Source organism: Draconibacterium mangrovi (assembly GCF_010586825.1).
Taxonomy (GTDB): domain Bacteria; phylum Bacteroidota; class Bacteroidia; order Bacteroidales; family Prolixibacteraceae; genus Draconibacterium; species Draconibacterium mangrovi.
The window spans coordinates 20,344-39,204 of the sequence record NZ_JAAAGB010000001.1 but is presented as its reverse complement, the minus strand read 5'-3'; the positions used below and the strand labels follow the sequence as shown (position 1 = coordinate 39,204).

Below are 18,861 nucleotides of genomic sequence, written 5' to 3'. Positions count from 1 at the left end.
TTCGTACCCTTTTTTTGAAGGTGTACTTCGTCCTGTTTTTGAAAACAAACAAAAATAGTATTTTCATAGTTGGAAGTAATAAACAGTTAGGTTTTTTAACGAATAGCGACTTAAATCTAAAATTATGTGTAAACGCTGTGATTGGGGAACAAAAAACGAGTTGATGATCAAATATCACGATGAAGAATGGGGAGTGCCGCTTCATGATGACGATAAATTGCTTTAAAACGCTTGCTGAATTGCCGGCCAAAACCGAACTGTCGGATGCGATATCGAAAGACCTAAAATCGCGTGGATTTAAGTTTGTCGGATCGACTGTAATTTATGCGCACATGCAGGCCACCGGAATGGTAAACGACCACCTGGTTGACTGCTTCCGTTACCGCGAAGTTCAGTAACTTAAGTCACATAACTCGTTACATAACTTTTAAACTGAAAAGTGACCTCTAATTTTTATTAAGTCTACCTTAAATTCTCTTTTCTAAAAAGAATTAATTGTTAATTTTGACGCTAATTCAAAAAAAAAGAGGGGTAATAATTTAATAATTAATTGATGAAGTTGCGTTTTATTTTTACCGTATTGATTGCGGTATTTACACTTAGTGTATTTGCGGAGAATGATAAGAAGGAGGAGGAACCCGGTTATGTTTTTGAAGACGAGATTTCATTAGCGGCCACGCCTGTAAAAGACCAATACCGTTCAGGTACCTGCTGGTCGTTTTCGGGGCTATCATTTTTGGAGTCGGAAATGATGCGCCTGGGAAAACCAGAGGTGGACCTTTCAGAAATGTTTGTTGTATGGCATACTTATTCAGTAAAAGCCGAAAAGCACGTACGTGTGCATGGTAATCTGAATTTTTCGGCAGGTGGTGCTTTTCACGATGTTACCAATATGATTGCGAAATACGGAATTGTTCCGGAGTCGGTTTACGATGGTTTAAACTATGGCGAAGAAAAACATGTGCATGGCGAAATGGATAATGTGCTGAAAGACCATGTTGACGCTGTTGTGAAAAACGGTAACCGAAAACTGAGCACTGTATGGCATGAAGCTATTGAAGGTACCCTGAACTCGTATTTAGGTGAGTTACCACAAAAGTTTGAGTACGAAGGAAAACAATATACACCACAAAGTTTTGCCAGCGATTATGTTGGATTAAACATGAACGATTATGTAGAGATCACTTCATATACACACCATCCGTTCTACGATAAATTTATTTTGGAAGTTCCTGATAACTGGTCGTGGGATCAGGTGTACAACGTTCCACTTGAAGATCTGGAGAATATTATTGATTATTCGCTGAATAATGGATTAACCATTGCTTGGGCAGCCGATGTCAGCGAAAAAGGATTTGCCACCAGTAATAAGGGTGTGGCTGTTTTGCCGGCCGCTCCGGAAGAGAACATGGACGATGCCGAAATTGCAAAATGGGAGGCGCTGCCACAAAAAGAAAAAGAAAAAGAACTGTATAAACTGGACAACCCGGTACCTGAATTGGTAGTAACCCAGGAAATGCGCCAGAGAGCATTTGATGATTACGAGACTACCGACGACCACGGAATGCATATTATCGGTACTGCAAAAGATCAGGAAGGACATACATTCTACAAAGTGAAAAACTCGTGGGGCGATTACAATAAATACGATGGTTATTTCTACGCCTCGAAACCTTATGTAAATTACAAAACAATGTGCATTATGGTGCACAAAGACGGCATACCCCAAAGTATAAGAGAAAAACTTAAGCTTTGATTTTTAAGCCCTTCAGAATTCCTGAGGGGCTTATTTTTTTTAAAAGCTTTTTCCTTGGTGCACATTGGCTGCATTAAAAAATCGTTTACATTTGGTATATCTTAACTACTTCTGAAGAAAGGGTCTTCTTCACGGGAAAAGATAAAAAGGTGTAAACCATCGATGAAACGATTACTTATTATTTTACTTGTATTCACAAGTACACTAAAATTTGTTTCGGCTCAGGAAGACTGGTCGTGGTGGAATGATGCGCACGGCTGGGAAACAGGTGATCCGGGCTGGCGAAGCTGGCTGATCATTTCGCCTGCATACCTGGGACCAAATGCTTTGCCGGTTCCGGAACTTAAGAAAGGTATTATCGAAGGACGTACGGAGTTTGAACTTACCGTTTCGAGTCACTTTCTTTCGGGCGATCCAACGCAAGATATTTCTGGAAGGGTCTATATCCCTTTTGCACAAAACAAAATTGCCGTTGAAATGTATGGCGTGTTGCTTGAACATTATGCCTACACCGAAGAAATACGAGATGAACGTTTTTCGCGCGACAAAGATGGAAAAGGTTATGCAATGGGCGATTTCTGTTTCTCAACGTTTATTCAGCTTTTTAAAGACCGGGCTTTCCCAAATACGATGTTTCGGGCGATATTAAAAACGGCATCGGGAACTAACTTCGAAGGTGCACGTTATGCCGATACGCCGGCTTATTCGTTCGATTATAGTTTCTCGAAAGATTATGGACAGCCGGAAACACTATTGTTTCGTCCGCATGCAATGCTGGGTTTTTACAGTTGGCAAACCAACGATGAGCTAAATTTACAAAACGATGCCTTCCTTTATGGTGCAGGTGCTGATTTTCAGAAAAACAACTGGCGTTTTACGCCGTCGTGGTCGGGTTATTCTGGTTATAAAAATAATGGCGATCGACCCAGGCAACTAAATTTTGAACTCCGGAAAGAATACAATAAAAAAGCAATTTCAATAAAATACCAACACGGATTACACGATTGGTTGTATAAAACCGTACGTTTTTCGTTCATTTGGAAACTTAATGGAATTGAGTAACTTATCGTAAAACAGAATTTATACCTTTGCAATCGCAAAATCAAGGTTGTGTTGAAGCAGCTTAAAACAGATAAAAACAGATCATGAAAAAGCTTTCACTCGTAATTTGTGTTTGGAATGAAGAGCCAAACATTAAACCATTATCGGAGCAAATTAAGGCAGCACTCGAAGGAATTGACTACGAAGCGATTTTTGTAGATGATGGATCAACCGATAATACACGCCGGGAGATCAGAAAAATTAACGACGACAGGTTTCTATTGGTGGAGTTAAAAAGAAATTACGGGCAAAGTTCGGCGCTACAGGCCGGAATTGATCAGGCGGAAGGAGATTTTGTAGCCTTGATTGACGGCGATTTACAGAACGATCCGGCAGATATACCTATGATGCTGAAAATGATCGAAGAAGAAGAATGGGACATGGTTGCAGGGGTGCGCGCCAACCGAAAAGATGGTATGTTTCTGCGTAAAGTGCCTTCAAAAATTGCCAATTATTTGATACGCCGCGCTACCGGAATTTATATGAAAGACCTTGGATGTACCCTGAAAATTTTTACTAACGATACCATAAAAAACATCCATATTTACGGCGAACTTCATCGCTATATTCCTGCACTGGTAACACTCGAAGGCGCTACAAAAATTACTCAGGTAGATGTGAACCACCGTCCACGCGAATTTGGAAGTTCAAAATACAATCTTAGCCGTACAACTCGAGTAATGAGCGACCTTGTACTCATGGTTTTCTTTAAGAAGTACCTGCAACGTCCGATGCACTTTTTTGGTCAAATCGGTATTTTTACGCTTGCAATTGGGGTGCTGATTAACATTTACTTGCTTATACTCAAAGTTATGGGCAATGATATTTGGGGCAAACCATTATTATTACTTGGTATTTTGTTGGTATTGGGTGGTATTCAGTTTATTACAACAGGTATTATCGCCGAGTTACAGATGCGAACTTATTTCGAATCGCAACAGAAAAAGCCTTACCGGGTGAAGCGTGTAGCACCAGCTAAAGAAAATATTTAATCTGATTTTGGCATCTTGGCTTTTTGTTAAATTATTTTACCTTTAACAAACAATAAAACAAAAAAGCCAATACAATGAAAACCCGAATTTCTCTCGTATTTCTCGCACTATTCTGTTTAGTTACGATGAATAGTATTGCTCAGGAACGTTTTGTACAAGGTATAGTAACCACGTTCGACAGTATTACTATTGTTGGTGCCGAAGTGATGCTTAAAAGCTCCAAAGAAATTGTAAAAACTGATTCACTGGGACAATTTAAAGTTAAAGTGAATGGTGAGGATAAGTTGAAAATATCTGCAAAAGGATTTATTACCCAGAATGTTAAACTGGAGGAACAGATAAAGCTGGTTGCCGTTAATTTGAAACTTAAAGCAGGAGAAAAAGCCAGGGAATATGCTATTGGATATGGTTATGTAAAAGATGGAGAACGATTGAATGCACTGGCCCAAATGACAAGTGATGATGTTGATTTCGCGCAGTATACCAATATGTACGATCTGATGCGGGGACGTTTTGCCGGTGTTCAGGTTCAAAGTAACGGAGATATAATTATTCGCGGAGTTAATTCGATAAACCTGAGCAGTGCTGCACTAATTATAGTTGATGGTGTTCAGGTAGATGGAAGCATTATGGGCACGCTTGTGCCTTCGCAGGTAAGAAGTATCAACATAATTAAAGATGGTAGCGCCGCAATTTATGGTGCACGCGGTGCAAATGGAGTGGTGGTTATTGAGACCAAAAAAGGTCTGGATGATTAATTCTCTATAGTGTTACCTAAATCCCGGAAAGAAAGCTGGAAGACAGTCTGCAATAATTTTCCGGCAGACCGATTACCTGCCTTTTTGCATAAAATAAAAGTAAAAACAAATGAGTAAAGCTGTAACTGTTGCTACATTCACCAGCAATTTCGACATGAAATACATGTTGTTTAAAGAAATGCTTGACGAAGCCGGCATCGATTTTATGCTGGTAAACGAGATTACAAGTACTATAGATGGTACTTTTAGCGGAAGTCCTACCAATATTGGTATTGAAATCCGGGTAATGGAAGAAAAATTTGAAGAGGCCCTGGAGATTTTGGACTCGATAAAATAACAATAACAAAAAAGCGATGTACTTAACAGGAAGTACATCGCTTTTTTAGTTTTTTATTCTACCAATTCATAGCCCATAACCACTCCTTTATTAACAGCAGGAATACCTTCGTCCATCCATTTTGGCATTGGTGCACCTTTTAGGTAGTGGTCGAAAAACTGTGCCATTCGAATCTGGAAATCGTGCTTATCACGAATTTTAGTTGGCCAGTGGTCAGCGTCGTTGTAATTAAGCAACCAACTTGATTTTTGCAAACGCCGAAGTCCGATAAAGAATTCAATTCCCTGGTACCATGGCACTGCACCGTCATCGTCGTTATGCATAATTAGAATTGGAGTGTTGATCTTGTCAAGGGTAAACAGTGGCGAATTCTCCATATAACGCAACGGAGCTTCCCAAATCGATTTACCGATACGGCTTTGTGTGTGTTCGTACTGGAAAGATCGGTTTAATCCTGATCCCCAGCGAATACCACCGTAGGCACTAAACATATTTACCACCGGAGCTCCCGACTCTATAGCCGCAAACATATTGGTTCGTGTAGCGAGGTAAGCTACCTGGTAACCGCCCCAGCTGTGCCCCTGCGCACCAATGTGTTCTTCGTCAACAAAGCCTTTATCGATTAGCGCTGTAATGCCGGGCATCACACAATTAAATGCCGATTCACCCGGATACCCTTCTTTGTAGTATACATCGGGGTTAAATACGATATAACCATGGCTGGTATAATAATGATAATCGATTGTTGAGCGATGGTTTTCGGGCATATGATAGCTCAACAGCTCTTGCGAACTTTTCTCGTAGAAATTCACGATCATCGGGTATTTTTTGCCCGGATCAAAATCTTCAGGTTTGTGTAAGGTGCCTTCTAAAACCAGGCCATCAAGCGAACGCCAAGTAACCAGTTCGGCAGTTCCCCAATTAAATTCGTTTTGCTGAGGTGCGGCATCGCTAATTTGCATTTCCTTTTTAAACCGCAGGTCGGTTGCAATCAGGTTGGGGTAGGTTTCAAAATCTTCTTTTGTAAAAATGATCAGATCATCATCCTTCGCTTTTTTGGGCGTTCCCAAGCTATAATTCTGACCAAAAAGAACTTCAGGTACTTTGTTTTTGCTGAGGTCAAAAGTGTAATAGGCATCAGCACGAAAAACTTCATTGTGCCCGGTCAGCAGAACGGTTTCTGACGGATCGATACCGGTGTTTGGTTCAGGATTAAAACGAACAAGGCGGTAGTTGATCTTCTCATTTCTGCCATTTTGGGTGAGATTAACGGGGGCTGCAGCATTGGTCGGATCAACTTTCCAAAGGTCGTAACGATCGTAGATCAGTATCGCGTCATCATTTTCAAGCCAACCAGCAGTACGATATGATCCGGGAAGATTTGGGACATCGTTTAATTCGTCTGCCGTTTGAATAGTTGCCGGATCAGTGATTTGATATTCAGTGCCACTTGCCATATCGTAGGTATTCCAAGTAGTATCGATAGCATTGTACCAGTAAACAAATTTTCCGTCGGGAGAAACTGATGGAGTGGCCCGACAGTCGGTTTTAATTTTTTCAGCCTCTCCTGAATTGATGTCAACCAGATAAAAATCGTTGTGGTACGGGCCGCCTTCCCACATGGTTTGTACAGCGTAAGGCCGGTTACTGTAGGCCAGCAATTTATCGGCATCGCCATTTTGTATTTTTTGTATCCCTGAAAAAAGTTCTGTTTCCAATTGAACCGTTTTTTGTTCGTCGAGATGAACAACTGCCAAATAGCTTTTCTTTAGATCCTTTTCTCTATTGTTGAGCTGAACGGTTTGAAGCTGTTCCTCGTTCCACGTCCAAACATCAAGTGTCGGGATTTCTTCCTCCAGTTTTGTGGTGTCTTTTTCGGGAATTTTAGGAGCAATGCCAAAAAATAAACGCTCGCCATTATCTGAAAACGAAAGATTGCCATTCTCGTTTATTTCCCAATTTTCAGGAATGGCCTTGTTTGAATTGTCGGTAACAATAGCTTCATGCTCACCATCCCAGTAATAAAGCGCAAACGATGGCTTTTCGGCATCGGTTGTATCGGCTAAAAAAGCAAGTTGTTCACCACTGTCGGCAATACAAAGTTGTTTGAATTTTCCTTCTGCTTCTATAATCGCGGTAACCTTTTCAGCTTGTAAATCAACCAGGTAAACTCCTGCTGTAAAAGTGCTGTCTCCTTCCGAAATAAAACTGATAAATGGCTGATCTTTTGCCAATTCGTAACTGCTTACTGCAGGATATGTTTTTATTAATCCGGTGTTGAGGTTTTTGATGTGCAACGGATCTGTTTTGTCCTTTTCATTTTTTGTGGAATCATCTGGATCTTCCGCCTGATAGGCTATCCAACCCGGCCATTCTTCGGGAACTTTCACCGATTTCAGGTTTTCAATTTTTTCGGATTTATTCTCACCAATATTAAAAACAACCAGTTTATTCTGAGGCAGGTCTTCCTTTTTCGTTTTCTTAAGTTTTAATGCACGTATTGTATCTGCCGGTGGAACTTCAGTAAAAATCAGGTATTCTGAATCAGCAGTAAACCGGGCTTTGTTTCCCCAATTAAATGATGCAATTTCTGTGGCATCGGGAGTGCTGATTTTCAAAGTCGCATCACCTTTCCAGGGTTCTTCTTTCCAGGCTATGTATTTCCCGTTGTTCGATAGATGGGTTTCGGTAATTCTGTTCCACTTTAGGATTTCTTCAAAAGTAAGTGGTCGTTTTTCTGTTTGGGCCGATAAACTTGCTGAACTGATTACAAGAACAAGTAGAAGAAAAAAGTTTTTCATAGAATTGAAATTGTTGGTTTAACCTTGTTGGGTGAAAAAATGAGGATTAAAGATTAATCGTCTTTTTTCAAAGAATGATATGAAGATATAAATAATTCCTGTTGATAAGGAAATCAGTTTTATTCTGCTCCTTAAAAAAGGCAAAGTTAACGGAGAGGTTTAAGGGATCAACGAAAAAGTAACTATGCTTCGGCCATTAGCATTCGGGCTTCACTTTTTAAAATGGCCGGAAGTTGAATGTGCCGGCGCTCAATACTGAGCAGCCAGAACTTTATTTCCTCGGTTTTTAAGGTGTACAAAACTTCGCGAAACTGTTCTATCTGGTTGTTTGTGTATGAATTTTCATCGATATTTTTATAGGCATCAAGTTCCTCGTCGTCGTAATATTCAACAATCGATTCGTTCATTTTCATCTGATCAAATTCACATATCTCGTGCGCACCGCAACAGTCGGATGGTGGAGCAACCACTTCTTCTTGTTTGTTATCTGTCTTCCCGCTTTTTTTATTTGCTTTTACTAAAAGAAAAACACCAATAAAGGTGAGTAGTAAAAAGCCAAATCCAATAATCATTTCCATGGTGCAAAAATAGCAATTTGCTACAAAAGATGATTTGCTTTGGGTTAAGGTTAAAATAATTTTAAGTGAGCGAGTTGCAACTACTCTGAAAGCTGGTAGATTACGCCACGTTCTTTCAGGTATTGGAAGATGTAACCGAGGTTTCCGGGTTGTGCTCCAACAGCTTCAGGGGCATTTACGCCAGGCGTGTTGAAAGTTCCATCAAGAACGAGATTTGCAACAGAGGTACACGCATAGCCGGTTGTTCGTGCCATTGAAATGGTTTGCGTATCGCGGTCGTATTTGTCGAGCAAATGGTAGGTAAATGTTTTTTCGCTTCCGTTTTCAACTCCTTTAATAACAATGCGCATTATGGTAAAGTCTTCCTCTCCGGGTTTTAGTTGCCACTTTGGGAACAGTAATTTGGCCGTAACGTCAATTGGCCGCACTTTAACCCCGTTAACTTCAACCGGATCGTACGAGAAAAATCCCGATTCCCGTAAAACGCGAAGGTACTCGATGCATCCCGGGTAACGCAACGTTTTTTCAATCATATCGGGAACATTCTTCATGGTTTGCATCAGCGAACGTAAACCATCGGAGTTCCACGATTCCAGCGTGCCAATTCCATCAAAATAGATTAATTCCGGATCGGAGAGTGCTTCTTTTTCAACCAGCTCGTAGTTTTGAATATAACGTGCAGGGCGTGTGTATTCTTCAATTACGTCGATGGGAGAGAACACCGCTTTATATTCGTAAGGCCACTCGCGGATGACGGGCAGGCCGCCAACCAGACATTCATATGATTTTACTGTAATTTGCTGGTTATAATGCCCCAAAATAATATTTCCCATGCCGGGAGCAACGCCGCAATCGGCCACAACACAAACCTTATTTTTTTTAGCCAAACCGTTTAACGACAGAAAATCTTCAGGCATAAACGAAATATCAACCATGTTCTTTCCGGCTTCAATTACCGCTTTCATGGTTTGGTAGCCCATAAAACCCGGAACTGCACCAATTACAAGGTCGTAACCGGAAACCAGTGATTTTATATTTTCGGGTTGGCTTAAATCCTCCTGAATGCATTTTATTTCGGGGAACGCAGAAAACTTGTCTAGGGCTTTTTTGTCAAAGTCAACACTGGTAACCTGGTGGTTCTTCGATAAATCTTTGGCAATTGAACTTCCTACAAGTCCGGCGCCCAAAACAATAACATTCTTCTTCATCCGGTTTTAAATTAGGTTTTGGTTTAATGCGTGAAAATCCCGCTAGTCGAGTTGGATCAACCCCTTTTTCAAGGCATATTTTACAAGATCGGAGTTGGTTTTTAAATCCAACTTTTCAAGAATATTTTGTTTGTGTGTACCAACCGTTTTTACGCTGATAAAAAGTTTGTCGCCAATTTCGCGTGTTGATTTTCCTTCGGCAAACAGCAGGAATATTTCTTTTTCGCGATCGGATAATTGCGAGTAGGAATCGTTATCATCGGCACGCGAATTCAGGTAGCCATTAATAACAATTTCGGTAATGTCTTCGCTCAGGAATTTCTTGCCGTCGTGCACCGAGTTTACCGCATCGGTAAGCTGTCGGTAGGTACAGTTCTTTAAAAGGTAACCATCGGCACCGGCTTCCAGCATTCCCTTAACATATTGTTTGTCGGAGTGCATAGATACGGCAATAATTTTTACTTCCGGCATTTTGTCTTTTAGAATCCGTGTGGCTTCTATGCCGTTAATTTTTTCCATTGCAATATCAACCAAAAGCACATCGGGCTTAAAAGCTTCCACTTTGTCTATTGCATCTTGTCCGTTTTCGGCCTGGGCAATTACTTCGATGTTGTCGGCCGAGTGTAGTAGGTTTATTAAACCTTCTCTGAAAAGTTGGTGATCGTCAGCAACTATAACCTTTATTTTCATATTATTAAAATTGTTTGTTTTTAGCGGTATAATAAGGAACTCGCACGTATTTTAATAATCTTCCTGAATGTTCCGCCAGTTGGCGGATTACATGCTCGTTTCATTTACTTTTTATTTTCCAGATCCTTAGCAAAGCGTACGAATATGCTATAAAGATCTGTTGTTATTAGATTAATTTTGTTCAAGAGAATACGGTATTTCAATTTCGGCTTTCGTCCCTTTTTCAAGGGTTATAATATTAAAGGTTCCATTCAAACTTTCAATTCGCTCTTCAATACTTAATAGCCCAAAACCACCTTTGTTTGATACCGATTTCGAGGGTGATTTGTCTATACCAATCCCGTTGTCTTCAACCGAAATATAGTACATGCCGTTGTTTGTTGCCTGTTTTACAGTAACCTCTGTCGCTTCGGCATGTTTCGATGTATTTGTTAGCAGCTCTCCAACTGTGCGATACAGAAAAATATTATTCTCTTTACTCAGTTGCGTACTCTTGTTTTCAACAATAAGATTTGTTTTAATGTTAAAGTCTTTCTCAAACTGTTCAAGTTTCCATTGAATGGCTGGCAACAAGCCTAATTCATATAGTATTGGTGGACTTAAATCGTAGGTTAACCGCCGCGATTCCTCTATGGCTTTATTGAGCAATTTTGAAGTGAATTTAATGGTGTTTTTTATGGCGGGAGAACATTTATCAACGTCAATCGACGACAGGTTCATAAATGCCAGCCCCAGCGTTTGTCCCAAACTGTCGTGCAGATTTTCAGCAATTCGCCTTCTTTCCCGCTCCTCAACCAATGTAACTTCAGAGTTTAACTTTTTAAGCTGCAACTGGTACGATTTTATCCGTAGCGCCACATTAATCTGTGCTTTTAATTCAATCTGGTCGAACGGTTTTGAAATAAAAGAATCAGCCCCAGCATTCAATCCTTTGGTGCGTTCAACACTATCGCGCCCCAGCGCCGATACCATGATAATTGGTATTTGTTTTGTTCGGTTGTTCTTCTTTAACAACTTACAGGTTTCGTATCCATCCAGGTCAGGCATCATAATATCCAACAAAATCAGATCGGGATTTTCGTTTTGTGCAATAGTTATGCCCTCTTTGCCGTTTAACGCGCCAATGAATTTAAAATCGGGGTAGTATACCTTTATAATCTGCGAAATAAGTTCCAGATTGATGTTATTATCATCAATAGCCAGAATTTTCTTCATAAATTCCATCTCATTGTTTGGTACCAACATAATAAATAATCAAATAGGGTTTTAATGTTCAAACGTCAATTGGTCTAAAGATACCAAAACTGTCGGAAAGAATGAAGGGTAGGGGTAATAAATACTTAACAAAATCTAAGTAAATAACTGAGATCCTTTTCAGGAGCGAGGGAAATCGTGAATAATTCGTTTACTGATTGAGGGTTAAAGTTAAAAACGGGTGTGGATTAATTAGTTGTTTAAAGAAGTCCATACATAATTCCAATTCCTGCACCGATGTAAGTTTGATTACTGTTTACAACAACCAGCGGTCCTACAGAACATCCAACTGTAGAGTGTAAAGGCATTTCAAACTTTGGATTTAAAACCAGACTAAGCTTTTTTGATGTTTTTGTTTCAAAGTTATACTGGCTGTTTGCATTAACCAGTGCAAATTCCGGTTCTCGAAATGTGGCAATTCCTGGGCCGGCCTGAAGAACAACACGTAAATTCTTTTTTTCATTCAGGTTAAAAATTCGGCCCATCATCATATGCAAATTCTCCGAATTCTCGAAAGGTTCAACCGAAGTGGCAGGCGTAACGTTTGTAGCCGATTTCAGAAAGTTATCAGAAGGCGTAACTGTTGTTTTAAATGTAGCCGAGTATCCAACGCTTATTATATACTTATTGTTGTAGGTATAACTCATGCCTAATTTCCCGGCTTGCTGATCGCCAACCAAATATTCTCCTGATGAGTATAAACAATGTTTTGTAGTGCTTGAAGGCTTATCAGTCCACTGGGCATGAGATACCAATGTAACCAAACTAAAAATCGTGATTAATAGAAGTGTTTTCATAGGCGAACTATTTTGCGATCCTCAACTTACGGTAAACATTGGGTTTGAAATGTTTACTAAAAGTAAAAGCCCGTTTTGATTTAATGGAGCACTATCGCTATGTAAAACTAAAGAGTTTGGGGTTGTTAATTAGAAAGGATATTGCTGATTTATGGGGTGCGAATTGACCATAATGAATTCAGTAAAATGGAAATTATTCTGAACTTAAGTGGTTTGAGAGCTTGTTTGTCAATAAACAAAACGGTAAATAAATAGTCAGAATATGTTGCGGGAACAGGCCAAAATTAGGTGCTTGTAAAGATTTTGAGGCTAAAATTTCTTTTGGGAAAAGAACGGAGCCATAAAACCGGCCCCGTTATCGATAAATGTTGTGGTAGTATGGTAGCTATTCCCACTCCGGAAACTGTGTTTTTTCCAGATCCAGGGCGGCAATTGTTTTCATATCCGAATCATTGAGTTCGAAATCAAAAATATTAAGGTTTTCCATCATGTGTGCCTTTTGCGATGAGCGCGGAATGGCAACAATACCGCGTTGGTAATGCCACCTCAAACTTACCTGCGCATTGTTTTTATTGTATTTTTCACCAATGGAAGCCAGCGTTTCGTTGGTAAACAGTCCGTTGCGGCCCTGAGCCAGCGGCGACCAGGCTTCCATTTGTACACCATAATTCAGAAGCGATTTTCGTGCTTTACTTTGCTGAAAGAATGCATGTGTTTCAATCTGGTTAACGGCGGGTTTTATGGTGGCGTACTCCAGCAGTTCATCAATCTGATGATCTTCGAAATTACTGATACCAATGGCTTTTATCTTGCCAGCTTTGTGCAACTCTTCCATAGCTTTCCACGAGCCTTTTACATCGCCACGCGGACGGTGAATGAGGTAAAGATCAAGATAGTCAATTCCCAGTTTGTCAAGCGAAGTCTGGAAGGCAGCTTTGCCCTTTTCATAACCCGAATCGTCCACCCAAAGCTTCGAGGTAATAAACAATTTTCTTCTATCGATTCCGCTTTTTTTGATGCCCGCTCCAACAGCTTCTTCGTTGCCATAAATGGTGGCCGTGTCAATCAATCGGTAGCCCAGCGAAATGGCATCGGCAACACATTGTGCACCCGTTTCTCCATTCAGATACAAAGTTCCAAATCCTAAAATTGGCATTTGAACCCCGTTGTTTAAGCTTACGTTCCCGATTGTGCTTTGAGCCACTGAGTCATTGCCGACTCCAAACGCTTTGGAACTGCTCAGCCCCAGAATTCCGGCACCGACAGCAAAAGTGGCACTTGCGCGGATAAACTCGCGGCGCTTCATTTCTTTTTGAGGATTCTCTTTGTTGAATTTTTCTTTCATGATCAAAGTTCAGATTTAATTGGTAATAGAAATCGGGTTTAAGTTACTGAATTAGAAACAAAACGTAAACGCTATTGTTCGTTTTTATAGGGGGGATTTGGAACAAGGAGAAAACAGCTTTGCCGGGATTTAAAAGTTGTGGTTTCATTTCACAACTTGTGGAAATTGCACCCGTATAATGTTAACGTTCGGGCTTGTAGTCAATGAATTACGTTGTGGTACATTATTTTCATAAATGATTTATACAGGCATTTTCCTGCAAATAAAATATACAGATTATGAGTGAATTAAAAGAAAAGCACTGTACACCGTGCAAAAAAGAAACAACACCGCTAAATGCTGAAGAGATTAAGCATTATAAGGCGAAAATAGATGAAGATTGGAAAGTAGTGGATAACAAAAAGATTTGGAAAAGTTTTTCTGTCAAGGATTTTAACGAAGCCATTGCATTTGCCCAAAAAATTGCTGTGCTGGCCGATGAAGAAGATCACCACCCCGATTTGGGTGTGCATTATGGTTCGGTTGAGGTTGAAATCAGCACGCACAACATTGGTGGCTTATCTCCAAACGACTTTATTCTGGCTGCCAAAATTGATGCTATTTAGAGCCGAACTTTAGCAACACTTAGAAGACGAAAGAACTGAAAACAATAGAACAGAAGTAAAGGAGGAGTTATGAATTATCGCGTTGAAAAAGACACACTGGGAGAAATAAATGTACCTGAGAAAAAACTTTGGGGAGCGCATACACAGCGGTCGCTGGAGAATTTCAGGATTGGCCCGGAGGCTTCAATGCCAAAGGAAATAATTGAGTCTTTTGCGATTATAAAAAAAGCAGCAGCCCGTAGTAATCATAAACTGGGAATACTTTCTACAAACAAAAAGCAGTTAATAGAAACCGCTTGCGACGAAATTTTAGCCGGAAAGTTAGGGCAACATTTTCCGTTGGTAATTTGGCAAACCGGTTCGGGCACGCACACTAATATGAATTGCAACGAGGTGATCGTCAACCGGGTAAAACAAATTGTAGAAAACGATTTTCAGTGGGAAAATATCGAGCTTCACCCTATCGACGATGTGAATAAATCGCAGTCATCAAACGATACATTTTCGGCAGCCATGCACATTGCAGCATACAAAACGCTAACAGTTTCTTTGTTGCCGGCACTGAAAGAACTGCATGATACTTTTAACAAAAAATCGGATGAATTTTCGGCAATCGTCAAAATTGGCCGAACGCATTTTATGGATGCCGTTCCGATTACTTTAGGCCAGGAATTTTCGGCCTATTTTACCCAAATTGAAAAAGGAATTAATGCATTAAAAAATACCTTGCCCGATTTGCAGGAGTTGCCATTGGGAGGCACTGCTGTGGGAACAGGATTAAATTCTCCGACAGGTTTCGACGACGAAATTGTAAATGAAATAAGCCACGAAACAGGACTGCCGTTTACAAAAGCCAAAAATAAGTTTGCATTGATTGCCGGGCACGATGCTTTTGTGCAATCACACAGTGCAATAAAGCAACTGGCCGTTAGTTTACTGAAAATTGTAAATGATTTGCGGGTAATGGTTTCGGGGCCGCGAGCCGGAATCAGCGAATTGAATATTCCTGCCAACGAAGCCGGTTCGTCGATTATGCCGGGAAAAGTGAATCCAACTCAAATCGAGGCACTTTCAATGGTTTGTACCCAGGTAATGGGTAACGATACAACCATTTCGGTGGCAAATTCCTACTGGCATTTTCAACTAAATGTTTTTAAACCTGTGTTGATTGCCAATTTTTTACAGTCGGCTACATTGCTGTCAGATGCATGTGTATCGTTCAATAAAAATTGTTTGCAAGGAATAACACCCGATACTGAAAAAATTGATGCGCATGTAAATAATTCGTTGATGTTGGTGACTTCGCTTACGCCGCATATTGGCTACGACAAAGCCGCACAAATTGCCAAATATGCGCATGCAAACAAATGCAGTTTAAAAGCAGCTGCCACAGAATTAGAACTGGTAGACGAAAAACAGTTTGATGAATGGGTAAAACCCGCAGAAATGACCCGTCCGAATGTAACAGTAAATAAGAACATGTAGTTTAAAGCTGCGCATACGAAAAAAAAATATTAGCCTAAATTATAAGTGCTTACATGAAAAAACCGGTTGGGCAACTGAATGCCGCAACCGGTTAAACAACAATTAGTATTGATGTATAAACCTGAGTTCGATTTTAAAATATTATCACAGAAAGTCATAATTGCGTCAGATTTCCATTTAGAATTATGCAGAAATAACGGGTTATTTTAAAGAATTCTAAATGGAAAGATGGCGTGAGAAGGACTTTCCATTCATGGCTTTGCTCTTTTTGCCATAAACTTCCAACAATTTTCTTGTATTATCCCGATAGTACTTCGAAAACCGTTGAAAGTTTCTGTCTAAAAATAGCTAAAGCTGTGAGCTATTTTAAATTCGAATTCAGGTTATAATTAATCCTTAACCCACTCCCGGGCTTTGTCAATATCGGTAAACTCAAAATATTTTACTTCGCCGGAAATAAATGGAGCAGCTAGTTCCGACCACAATTTTTCCCAACGCGACTTTCCAACAACAGCAATCTTTTTCATGTCGTTAAAATGTTTCAGGTAGGTTTTTACGTCTTCCCAAAAGGCTTTTGGTGAAATCCCGTCCACATAATTTAGCTGGACATACAATTTTACCTTTCCAAAATCTTTAACCGCCTTTTCAATCAACGGAGTAATTTTGTTGTAGTCTTCCTCTGTCAGTTTTCCTTCAACTTCAAGAGCAATCAACTCTTCTTTTGTAATATCAATTATTTTAAACATAGCTTTTACTTTTAAATGTTACTTGATTCCTTTTTTTAATAGTTGCGCATTTATGGCAACAATAATGGTACTTAAACTCATTAGCACTGCTCCCAACGCCGGGCTGATCATTATTCCATAACCGATCAGTACTCCGGCAGCCAGCGGAATAGCAGCTACATTATAAGCGGTAGCCCAAATAAAATTCTGTATCATTTTCCGGTGGGTTTTCTCTCCGAAATGCAGCAGAGCCGAAATATCTTTCGGATTACTGTTCACCAAAACAATATCAGCTGTTTCTGCGGCCACATCGGTACCCGATCCTATGGCAATTCCAACGTCGGCAGCTGCAAGTGCCGGAGCATCGTTTATTCCGTCGCCGGTCATGGCCACAAAGTCGCCTCTATCCTGGATCATCTTAAGTTTATCCAGTTTCTGATCGGGCAACAATTCGGCAAAGTACCCGTCGAGTTGCAGCTTGTTGCTAACTGCTTTTGCAACGTTTTCGTTGTCGCCGGTCATCATATAGATTTTAATTCCTTGTTTTTTTAGCATTTTTACCGCTTCAAAAGATTCTTTCCGAATCTCATCGGCAAGAGCGATAACTCCGGCCAGCTTGTCGTTTGCCACAACAAAAACAATAGTTTCCTGGCTGTCGGTGTCTACTTCTTCCGGAATGTCAATGTTGCTCTCTTCCAGGTATCCGGGACTAACAACTTTAACTTGTGTGCCATCTACATTCCCTTCAATTCCTTTTCCTGTAATGGTGTCAACATCCGAAACTTTCGGAATTTCAATACCTTCATCTTTCACTTTACGCAGAATTCCCTCGGCCAACGGGTGCTCCGATTCGGATTCCAAAGCTCCTGACATTGCCAGAATTTGTTCGTCGGAATAAGAGTCGGACAAGCTTTTAAAACGTGTTACCCCAAAGTTTCCTTTGGTTAGCGTTCCGGTTTTGTCAAATACAACAACCGAAACTTTTCGTGCATTTTCGAAAGCAGTCCGGTTACGAATGAGCAGCCCCTGTTTAGCCGATACCGATGTAGAGATAGCTACCACCAGCGGCACTGCAAGTCCAAGTGCGTGCGGGCAGGTAATTACCATCACACTTGCCATACGCTCGAGCGCAAAAACAAACGATTTGCCCAGCACCAGCCACGTTGTGAGTGTTCCAAAACCAATCGTTAAAGCAATAATGGTGAGCCAAAATGCAATTTTATCGGCAAGATGTTGTGTCTTCGATTTTTTACTTTGTGCCTCGCGAACCATCTGAATTACTTTATTCAGATAAGCTTCTTCACCCACCTGTTCAACGGTAATTTTTAGCGAATTGGTTCCATTCACCGTTCCGCCAATTACTTCATCATCTTTCGATTTGCTCACCGGTTGTGATTCTCCGGTTACCATCGATTCGTTTATATTACTTTTCCCTTCAATAATTTTTCCGTCCACCGGAATTTTCTCTCCGGGGCGAACCAGCACGGTGTCGCCTGCTTTTAGTTCATCAATTTTTACATCGCGGGTATCGTCACCTTCAATTAAGTGTGCCTCGCCGGGCATTAAATCAATCAAACTTTGCAGCGCTTCTGAAGCATTTACCACCGATTTCATTTCTATCCAGTGGCCCACCAGCATAATATCGATCAATGTGGCCAGCTCCCAGAAAAAGGAAACGCCTTTTAATCCAAAAGTTGTGGCCGTACTGTAACCAAAAGCTACGGTAATGGCTACCGCAATTAAGGTCATCATTCCCGGTTGTTTTTTCTTCAATTCGTCGGCTAAGCCGGTAAGAAAAGGCCATCCGCCATAAAAGAAAATGATTGCTGATAAAGTAAACAGGATGTATTTATCGAAACTGAACTGAATTTCGTAACCAATTATTTGCTGAATAAGCGGCGATAAAACAAGTATTGGAATTGTTAGTACCAGCGAAATCCAGAACCGTTTGCGAAAATCAGCGATCATGTGTTTATGATGTTCGGTATGATTGTGCTGCCCCCCTTCATGGTGGTCATGATTCGAGTGCTTATGTTTTTCGTGGTGTGAGTTCATAGCTATGTGTTTTTTGATGAACAGTTATTTGGGAGCTATATTTTCGGTATGAATTTTATAAATTCTCGGTGCTTTCGCTGGGAATAAGGCTGTAAAGAATTGTTGTTAACTGCTCTCTGTTCATTCCCAATTTTAGCTCCAGATTATGCAGAAATTCATTCTCATAGCCGTCAACATACGTAAGGTCATTTTTTGATAACTGTGGATATTTTTCTTTTAGCCCAAGTTTGATAAACGACCAGTTGTTTTTTATTGGATTGTTTGTTCTCATAACTAATTGTTTTAAATCGTTACAGCTTTAGTTTGGCCAGAAACGTGCCACGAAACACTTTTTGCAGGTATTATTACGAAGTTGGTGCCGTTTTGCTAATTTG

At 40.3% G+C, this 18,861-nt stretch carries 19 protein-coding genes; 9 read left to right on the top strand and 10 right to left on the bottom strand.

From position 1 onward, the window contains the following. The first annotated feature begins 124 nt into the window (after positions 1–124). From G4420_RS23225 to G4420_RS00150, 7 genes are all read left to right on the top strand, one after another. Complete coding sequence (locus G4420_RS23225; RefSeq protein ID WP_204273550.1) at positions 125–226, top strand: DNA-3-methyladenine glycosylase I; 102 nt, start codon at positions 125–127, stop codon at positions 224–226. 13 nt (positions 227–239) lie between these two features. Next, the gene (locus G4420_RS00175) at positions 240–398 is read left to right on the top strand and encodes a DNA-3-methyladenine glycosylase I (RefSeq protein ID WP_246241500.1); all 159 of its coding nucleotides are present in this window, start codon (positions 240–242) and stop codon (positions 396–398) included. A 155-nt stretch (positions 399–553) separates the two neighbouring features. Then, on the top strand, positions 554–1,756 hold the full coding sequence (locus tag G4420_RS00170) for a C1 family peptidase (RefSeq protein WP_163321614.1): 1,203 nt from the start codon (positions 554–556) through the stop codon (positions 1,754–1,756). Between the two features lie 162 nt (positions 1,757–1,918). After that, positions 1,919–2,818: a hypothetical protein gene (locus G4420_RS00165; protein ID WP_163321613.1), complete on the top strand. Its 900-nt coding sequence runs from the start codon at positions 1,919–1,921 to the stop codon at positions 2,816–2,818. 83 nt (positions 2,819–2,901) lie between these two features. Then, the gene (locus G4420_RS00160; protein ID WP_163321612.1) at positions 2,902–3,849 is read left to right on the top strand and encodes a glycosyltransferase family 2 protein; all 948 of its coding nucleotides are present in this window, start codon (positions 2,902–2,904) and stop codon (positions 3,847–3,849) included. Between the two features lie 74 nt (positions 3,850–3,923). Further along, complete coding sequence (locus G4420_RS00155) at positions 3,924–4,607, top strand: TonB-dependent receptor plug domain-containing protein (protein ID WP_163321611.1); 684 nt, start codon at positions 3,924–3,926, stop codon at positions 4,605–4,607. A gap of 109 nt (positions 4,608–4,716) precedes the next feature. After that, positions 4,717–4,944, top strand: coding sequence for a putative signal transducing protein (locus G4420_RS00150; protein WP_163321610.1), 228 nt, complete (start codon positions 4,717–4,719; stop codon positions 4,942–4,944). A gap of 53 nt (positions 4,945–4,997) precedes the next feature. Here the strand turns inward: G4420_RS00150 and G4420_RS00145 are convergent, their stop codons facing one another. The 7 genes from G4420_RS00145 to G4420_RS00115 all read right to left on the bottom strand — a co-directional run bounded on the left by G4420_RS00145 (position 4,998) and on the right by G4420_RS00115 (position 13,617). Beyond that, positions 4,998–7,745 carry a S9 family peptidase gene (locus tag G4420_RS00145; protein WP_163321609.1) on the bottom strand — a complete coding sequence of 916 codons (2,748 nt, stop codon included), beginning with the start codon at positions 7,743–7,745 and terminating at the stop codon, positions 4,998–5,000. Between the two features lie 182 nt (positions 7,746–7,927). Beyond that, the gene (locus tag G4420_RS00140; protein WP_163321608.1) at positions 7,928–8,323 is read right to left on the bottom strand and encodes a hypothetical protein; all 396 of its coding nucleotides are present in this window, start codon (positions 8,321–8,323) and stop codon (positions 7,928–7,930) included. 80 nt (positions 8,324–8,403) lie between these two features. Beyond that, on the bottom strand, positions 8,404–9,531 hold the full coding sequence (locus G4420_RS00135; protein WP_163321607.1) for a saccharopine dehydrogenase family protein: 1,128 nt from the start codon (positions 9,529–9,531) through the stop codon (positions 8,404–8,406). A gap of 42 nt (positions 9,532–9,573) precedes the next feature. Beyond that, a complete protein-coding gene (locus G4420_RS00130) occupies positions 9,574–10,221 on the bottom strand; it encodes a response regulator transcription factor (protein WP_045027195.1) in 648 nt (215 codons plus the stop codon). Between the two features lie 171 nt (positions 10,222–10,392). Beyond that, positions 10,393–11,436, bottom strand: a complete 1,044-nt coding sequence (locus G4420_RS00125; protein WP_163321606.1) for an ATP-binding response regulator — start codon at positions 11,434–11,436, stop codon at positions 10,393–10,395. A 239-nt stretch (positions 11,437–11,675) separates the two neighbouring features. Further along, positions 11,676–12,272, bottom strand: coding sequence for a hypothetical protein (locus tag G4420_RS00120; protein ID WP_163321605.1), 597 nt, complete (start codon positions 12,270–12,272; stop codon positions 11,676–11,678). Positions 12,273–12,657: 385 nt separating this feature from the next. Continuing rightward, positions 12,658–13,617 (bottom strand): aldo/keto reductase, encoded by a 960-nt coding sequence (locus G4420_RS00115; protein ID WP_246241499.1) that lies wholly within the window; start codon positions 13,615–13,617, stop codon positions 12,658–12,660. A gap of 278 nt (positions 13,618–13,895) precedes the next feature. On the opposite strand from G4420_RS00115, the gene G4420_RS00110 reads away from it, so the two are divergent. Then, a complete protein-coding gene (locus G4420_RS00110; protein ID WP_163321604.1) occupies positions 13,896–14,222 on the top strand; it encodes a 4a-hydroxytetrahydrobiopterin dehydratase in 327 nt (108 codons plus the stop codon). Positions 14,223–14,291: 69 nt separating this feature from the next. Next, a complete protein-coding gene (gene fumC, locus G4420_RS00105) occupies positions 14,292–15,707 on the top strand; it encodes a class II fumarate hydratase (RefSeq protein WP_163321603.1) in 1,416 nt (471 codons plus the stop codon). A gap of 389 nt (positions 15,708–16,096) precedes the next feature. Here the strand turns inward: fumC and G4420_RS00100 are convergent, their stop codons facing one another. Genes G4420_RS00100 through G4420_RS00090 form a run of 3 tightly spaced genes read right to left on the bottom strand, consistent with a single transcriptional unit; the run spans position 16,097 to position 18,758 of the window. Then, positions 16,097–16,453: a SpoIIAA family protein gene (locus tag G4420_RS00100; protein WP_163321602.1), complete on the bottom strand. Its 357-nt coding sequence runs from the start codon at positions 16,451–16,453 to the stop codon at positions 16,097–16,099. Positions 16,454–16,471: 18 nt separating this feature from the next. Beyond that, positions 16,472–18,487 carry a copper-translocating P-type ATPase gene (locus G4420_RS00095; protein ID WP_163321601.1) on the bottom strand — a complete coding sequence of 672 codons (2,016 nt, stop codon included), beginning with the start codon at positions 18,485–18,487 and terminating at the stop codon, positions 16,472–16,474. Positions 18,488–18,542: 55 nt separating this feature from the next. Further along, entirely contained in the window at positions 18,543–18,758 is a 216-nt protein-coding gene (locus tag G4420_RS00090) for a CsbD family protein (RefSeq protein WP_163321600.1), read from the bottom strand. Between the last annotated feature and the right edge of the window lie 103 nt (positions 18,759–18,861).

Bases quoted from the DNA above. Each gene is read 5' to 3' on its own strand.
- G4420_RS23225 (WP_204273550.1), top strand. From the start codon at position 125: ATGTGTAAACGCTGTGATTGGGGAACAAAAAACGAGTTGATGATCAAA.
- G4420_RS00170 (WP_163321614.1), top strand. From the start codon at position 554: ATGAAGTTGCGTTTTATTTTTACCGTATTGATTGCGGTATTTACACTT.
- G4420_RS00165 (WP_163321613.1), top strand. From the start codon at position 1,919: ATGAAACGATTACTTATTATTTTACTTGTATTCACAAGTACACTAAAA.
- G4420_RS00160 (WP_163321612.1), top strand. From the start codon at position 2,902: ATGAAAAAGCTTTCACTCGTAATTTGTGTTTGGAATGAAGAGCCAAAC.
- G4420_RS00155 (WP_163321611.1), top strand. From the start codon at position 3,924: ATGAAAACCCGAATTTCTCTCGTATTTCTCGCACTATTCTGTTTAGTT.
- G4420_RS00150 (WP_163321610.1), top strand. From the start codon at position 4,717: ATGAGTAAAGCTGTAACTGTTGCTACATTCACCAGCAATTTCGACATG.
- G4420_RS00145 (WP_163321609.1), bottom strand. From the start codon at position 7,745: ATGAAAAACTTTTTTCTTCTACTTGTTCTTGTAATCAGTTCAGCAAGT.
- G4420_RS00140 (WP_163321608.1), bottom strand. From the start codon at position 8,323: ATGGAAATGATTATTGGATTTGGCTTTTTACTACTCACCTTTATTGGT.
- G4420_RS00135 (WP_163321607.1), bottom strand. From the start codon at position 9,531: ATGAAGAAGAATGTTATTGTTTTGGGCGCCGGACTTGTAGGAAGTTCA.
- G4420_RS00130 (WP_045027195.1), bottom strand. From the start codon at position 10,221: ATGAAAATAAAGGTTATAGTTGCTGACGATCACCAACTTTTCAGAGAA.
- G4420_RS00125 (WP_163321606.1), bottom strand. From the start codon at position 11,436: ATGAAGAAAATTCTGGCTATTGATGATAATAACATCAATCTGGAACTT.
- G4420_RS00120 (WP_163321605.1), bottom strand. From the start codon at position 12,272: ATGAAAACACTTCTATTAATCACGATTTTTAGTTTGGTTACATTGGTA.
- G4420_RS00115 (WP_246241499.1), bottom strand. From the start codon at position 13,617: ATGAAAGAAAAATTCAACAAAGAGAATCCTCAAAAAGAAATGAAGCGC.
- G4420_RS00110 (WP_163321604.1), top strand. From the start codon at position 13,896: ATGAGTGAATTAAAAGAAAAGCACTGTACACCGTGCAAAAAAGAAACA.
- fumC (WP_163321603.1), top strand. From the start codon at position 14,292: ATGAATTATCGCGTTGAAAAAGACACACTGGGAGAAATAAATGTACCT.
- G4420_RS00100 (WP_163321602.1), bottom strand. From the start codon at position 16,453: ATGTTTAAAATAATTGATATTACAAAAGAAGAGTTGATTGCTCTTGAA.
- G4420_RS00095 (WP_163321601.1), bottom strand. From the start codon at position 18,487: ATGAACTCACACCACGAAAAACATAAGCACTCGAATCATGACCACCAT.
- G4420_RS00090 (WP_163321600.1), bottom strand. From the start codon at position 18,758: ATGAGAACAAACAATCCAATAAAAAACAACTGGTCGTTTATCAAACTT.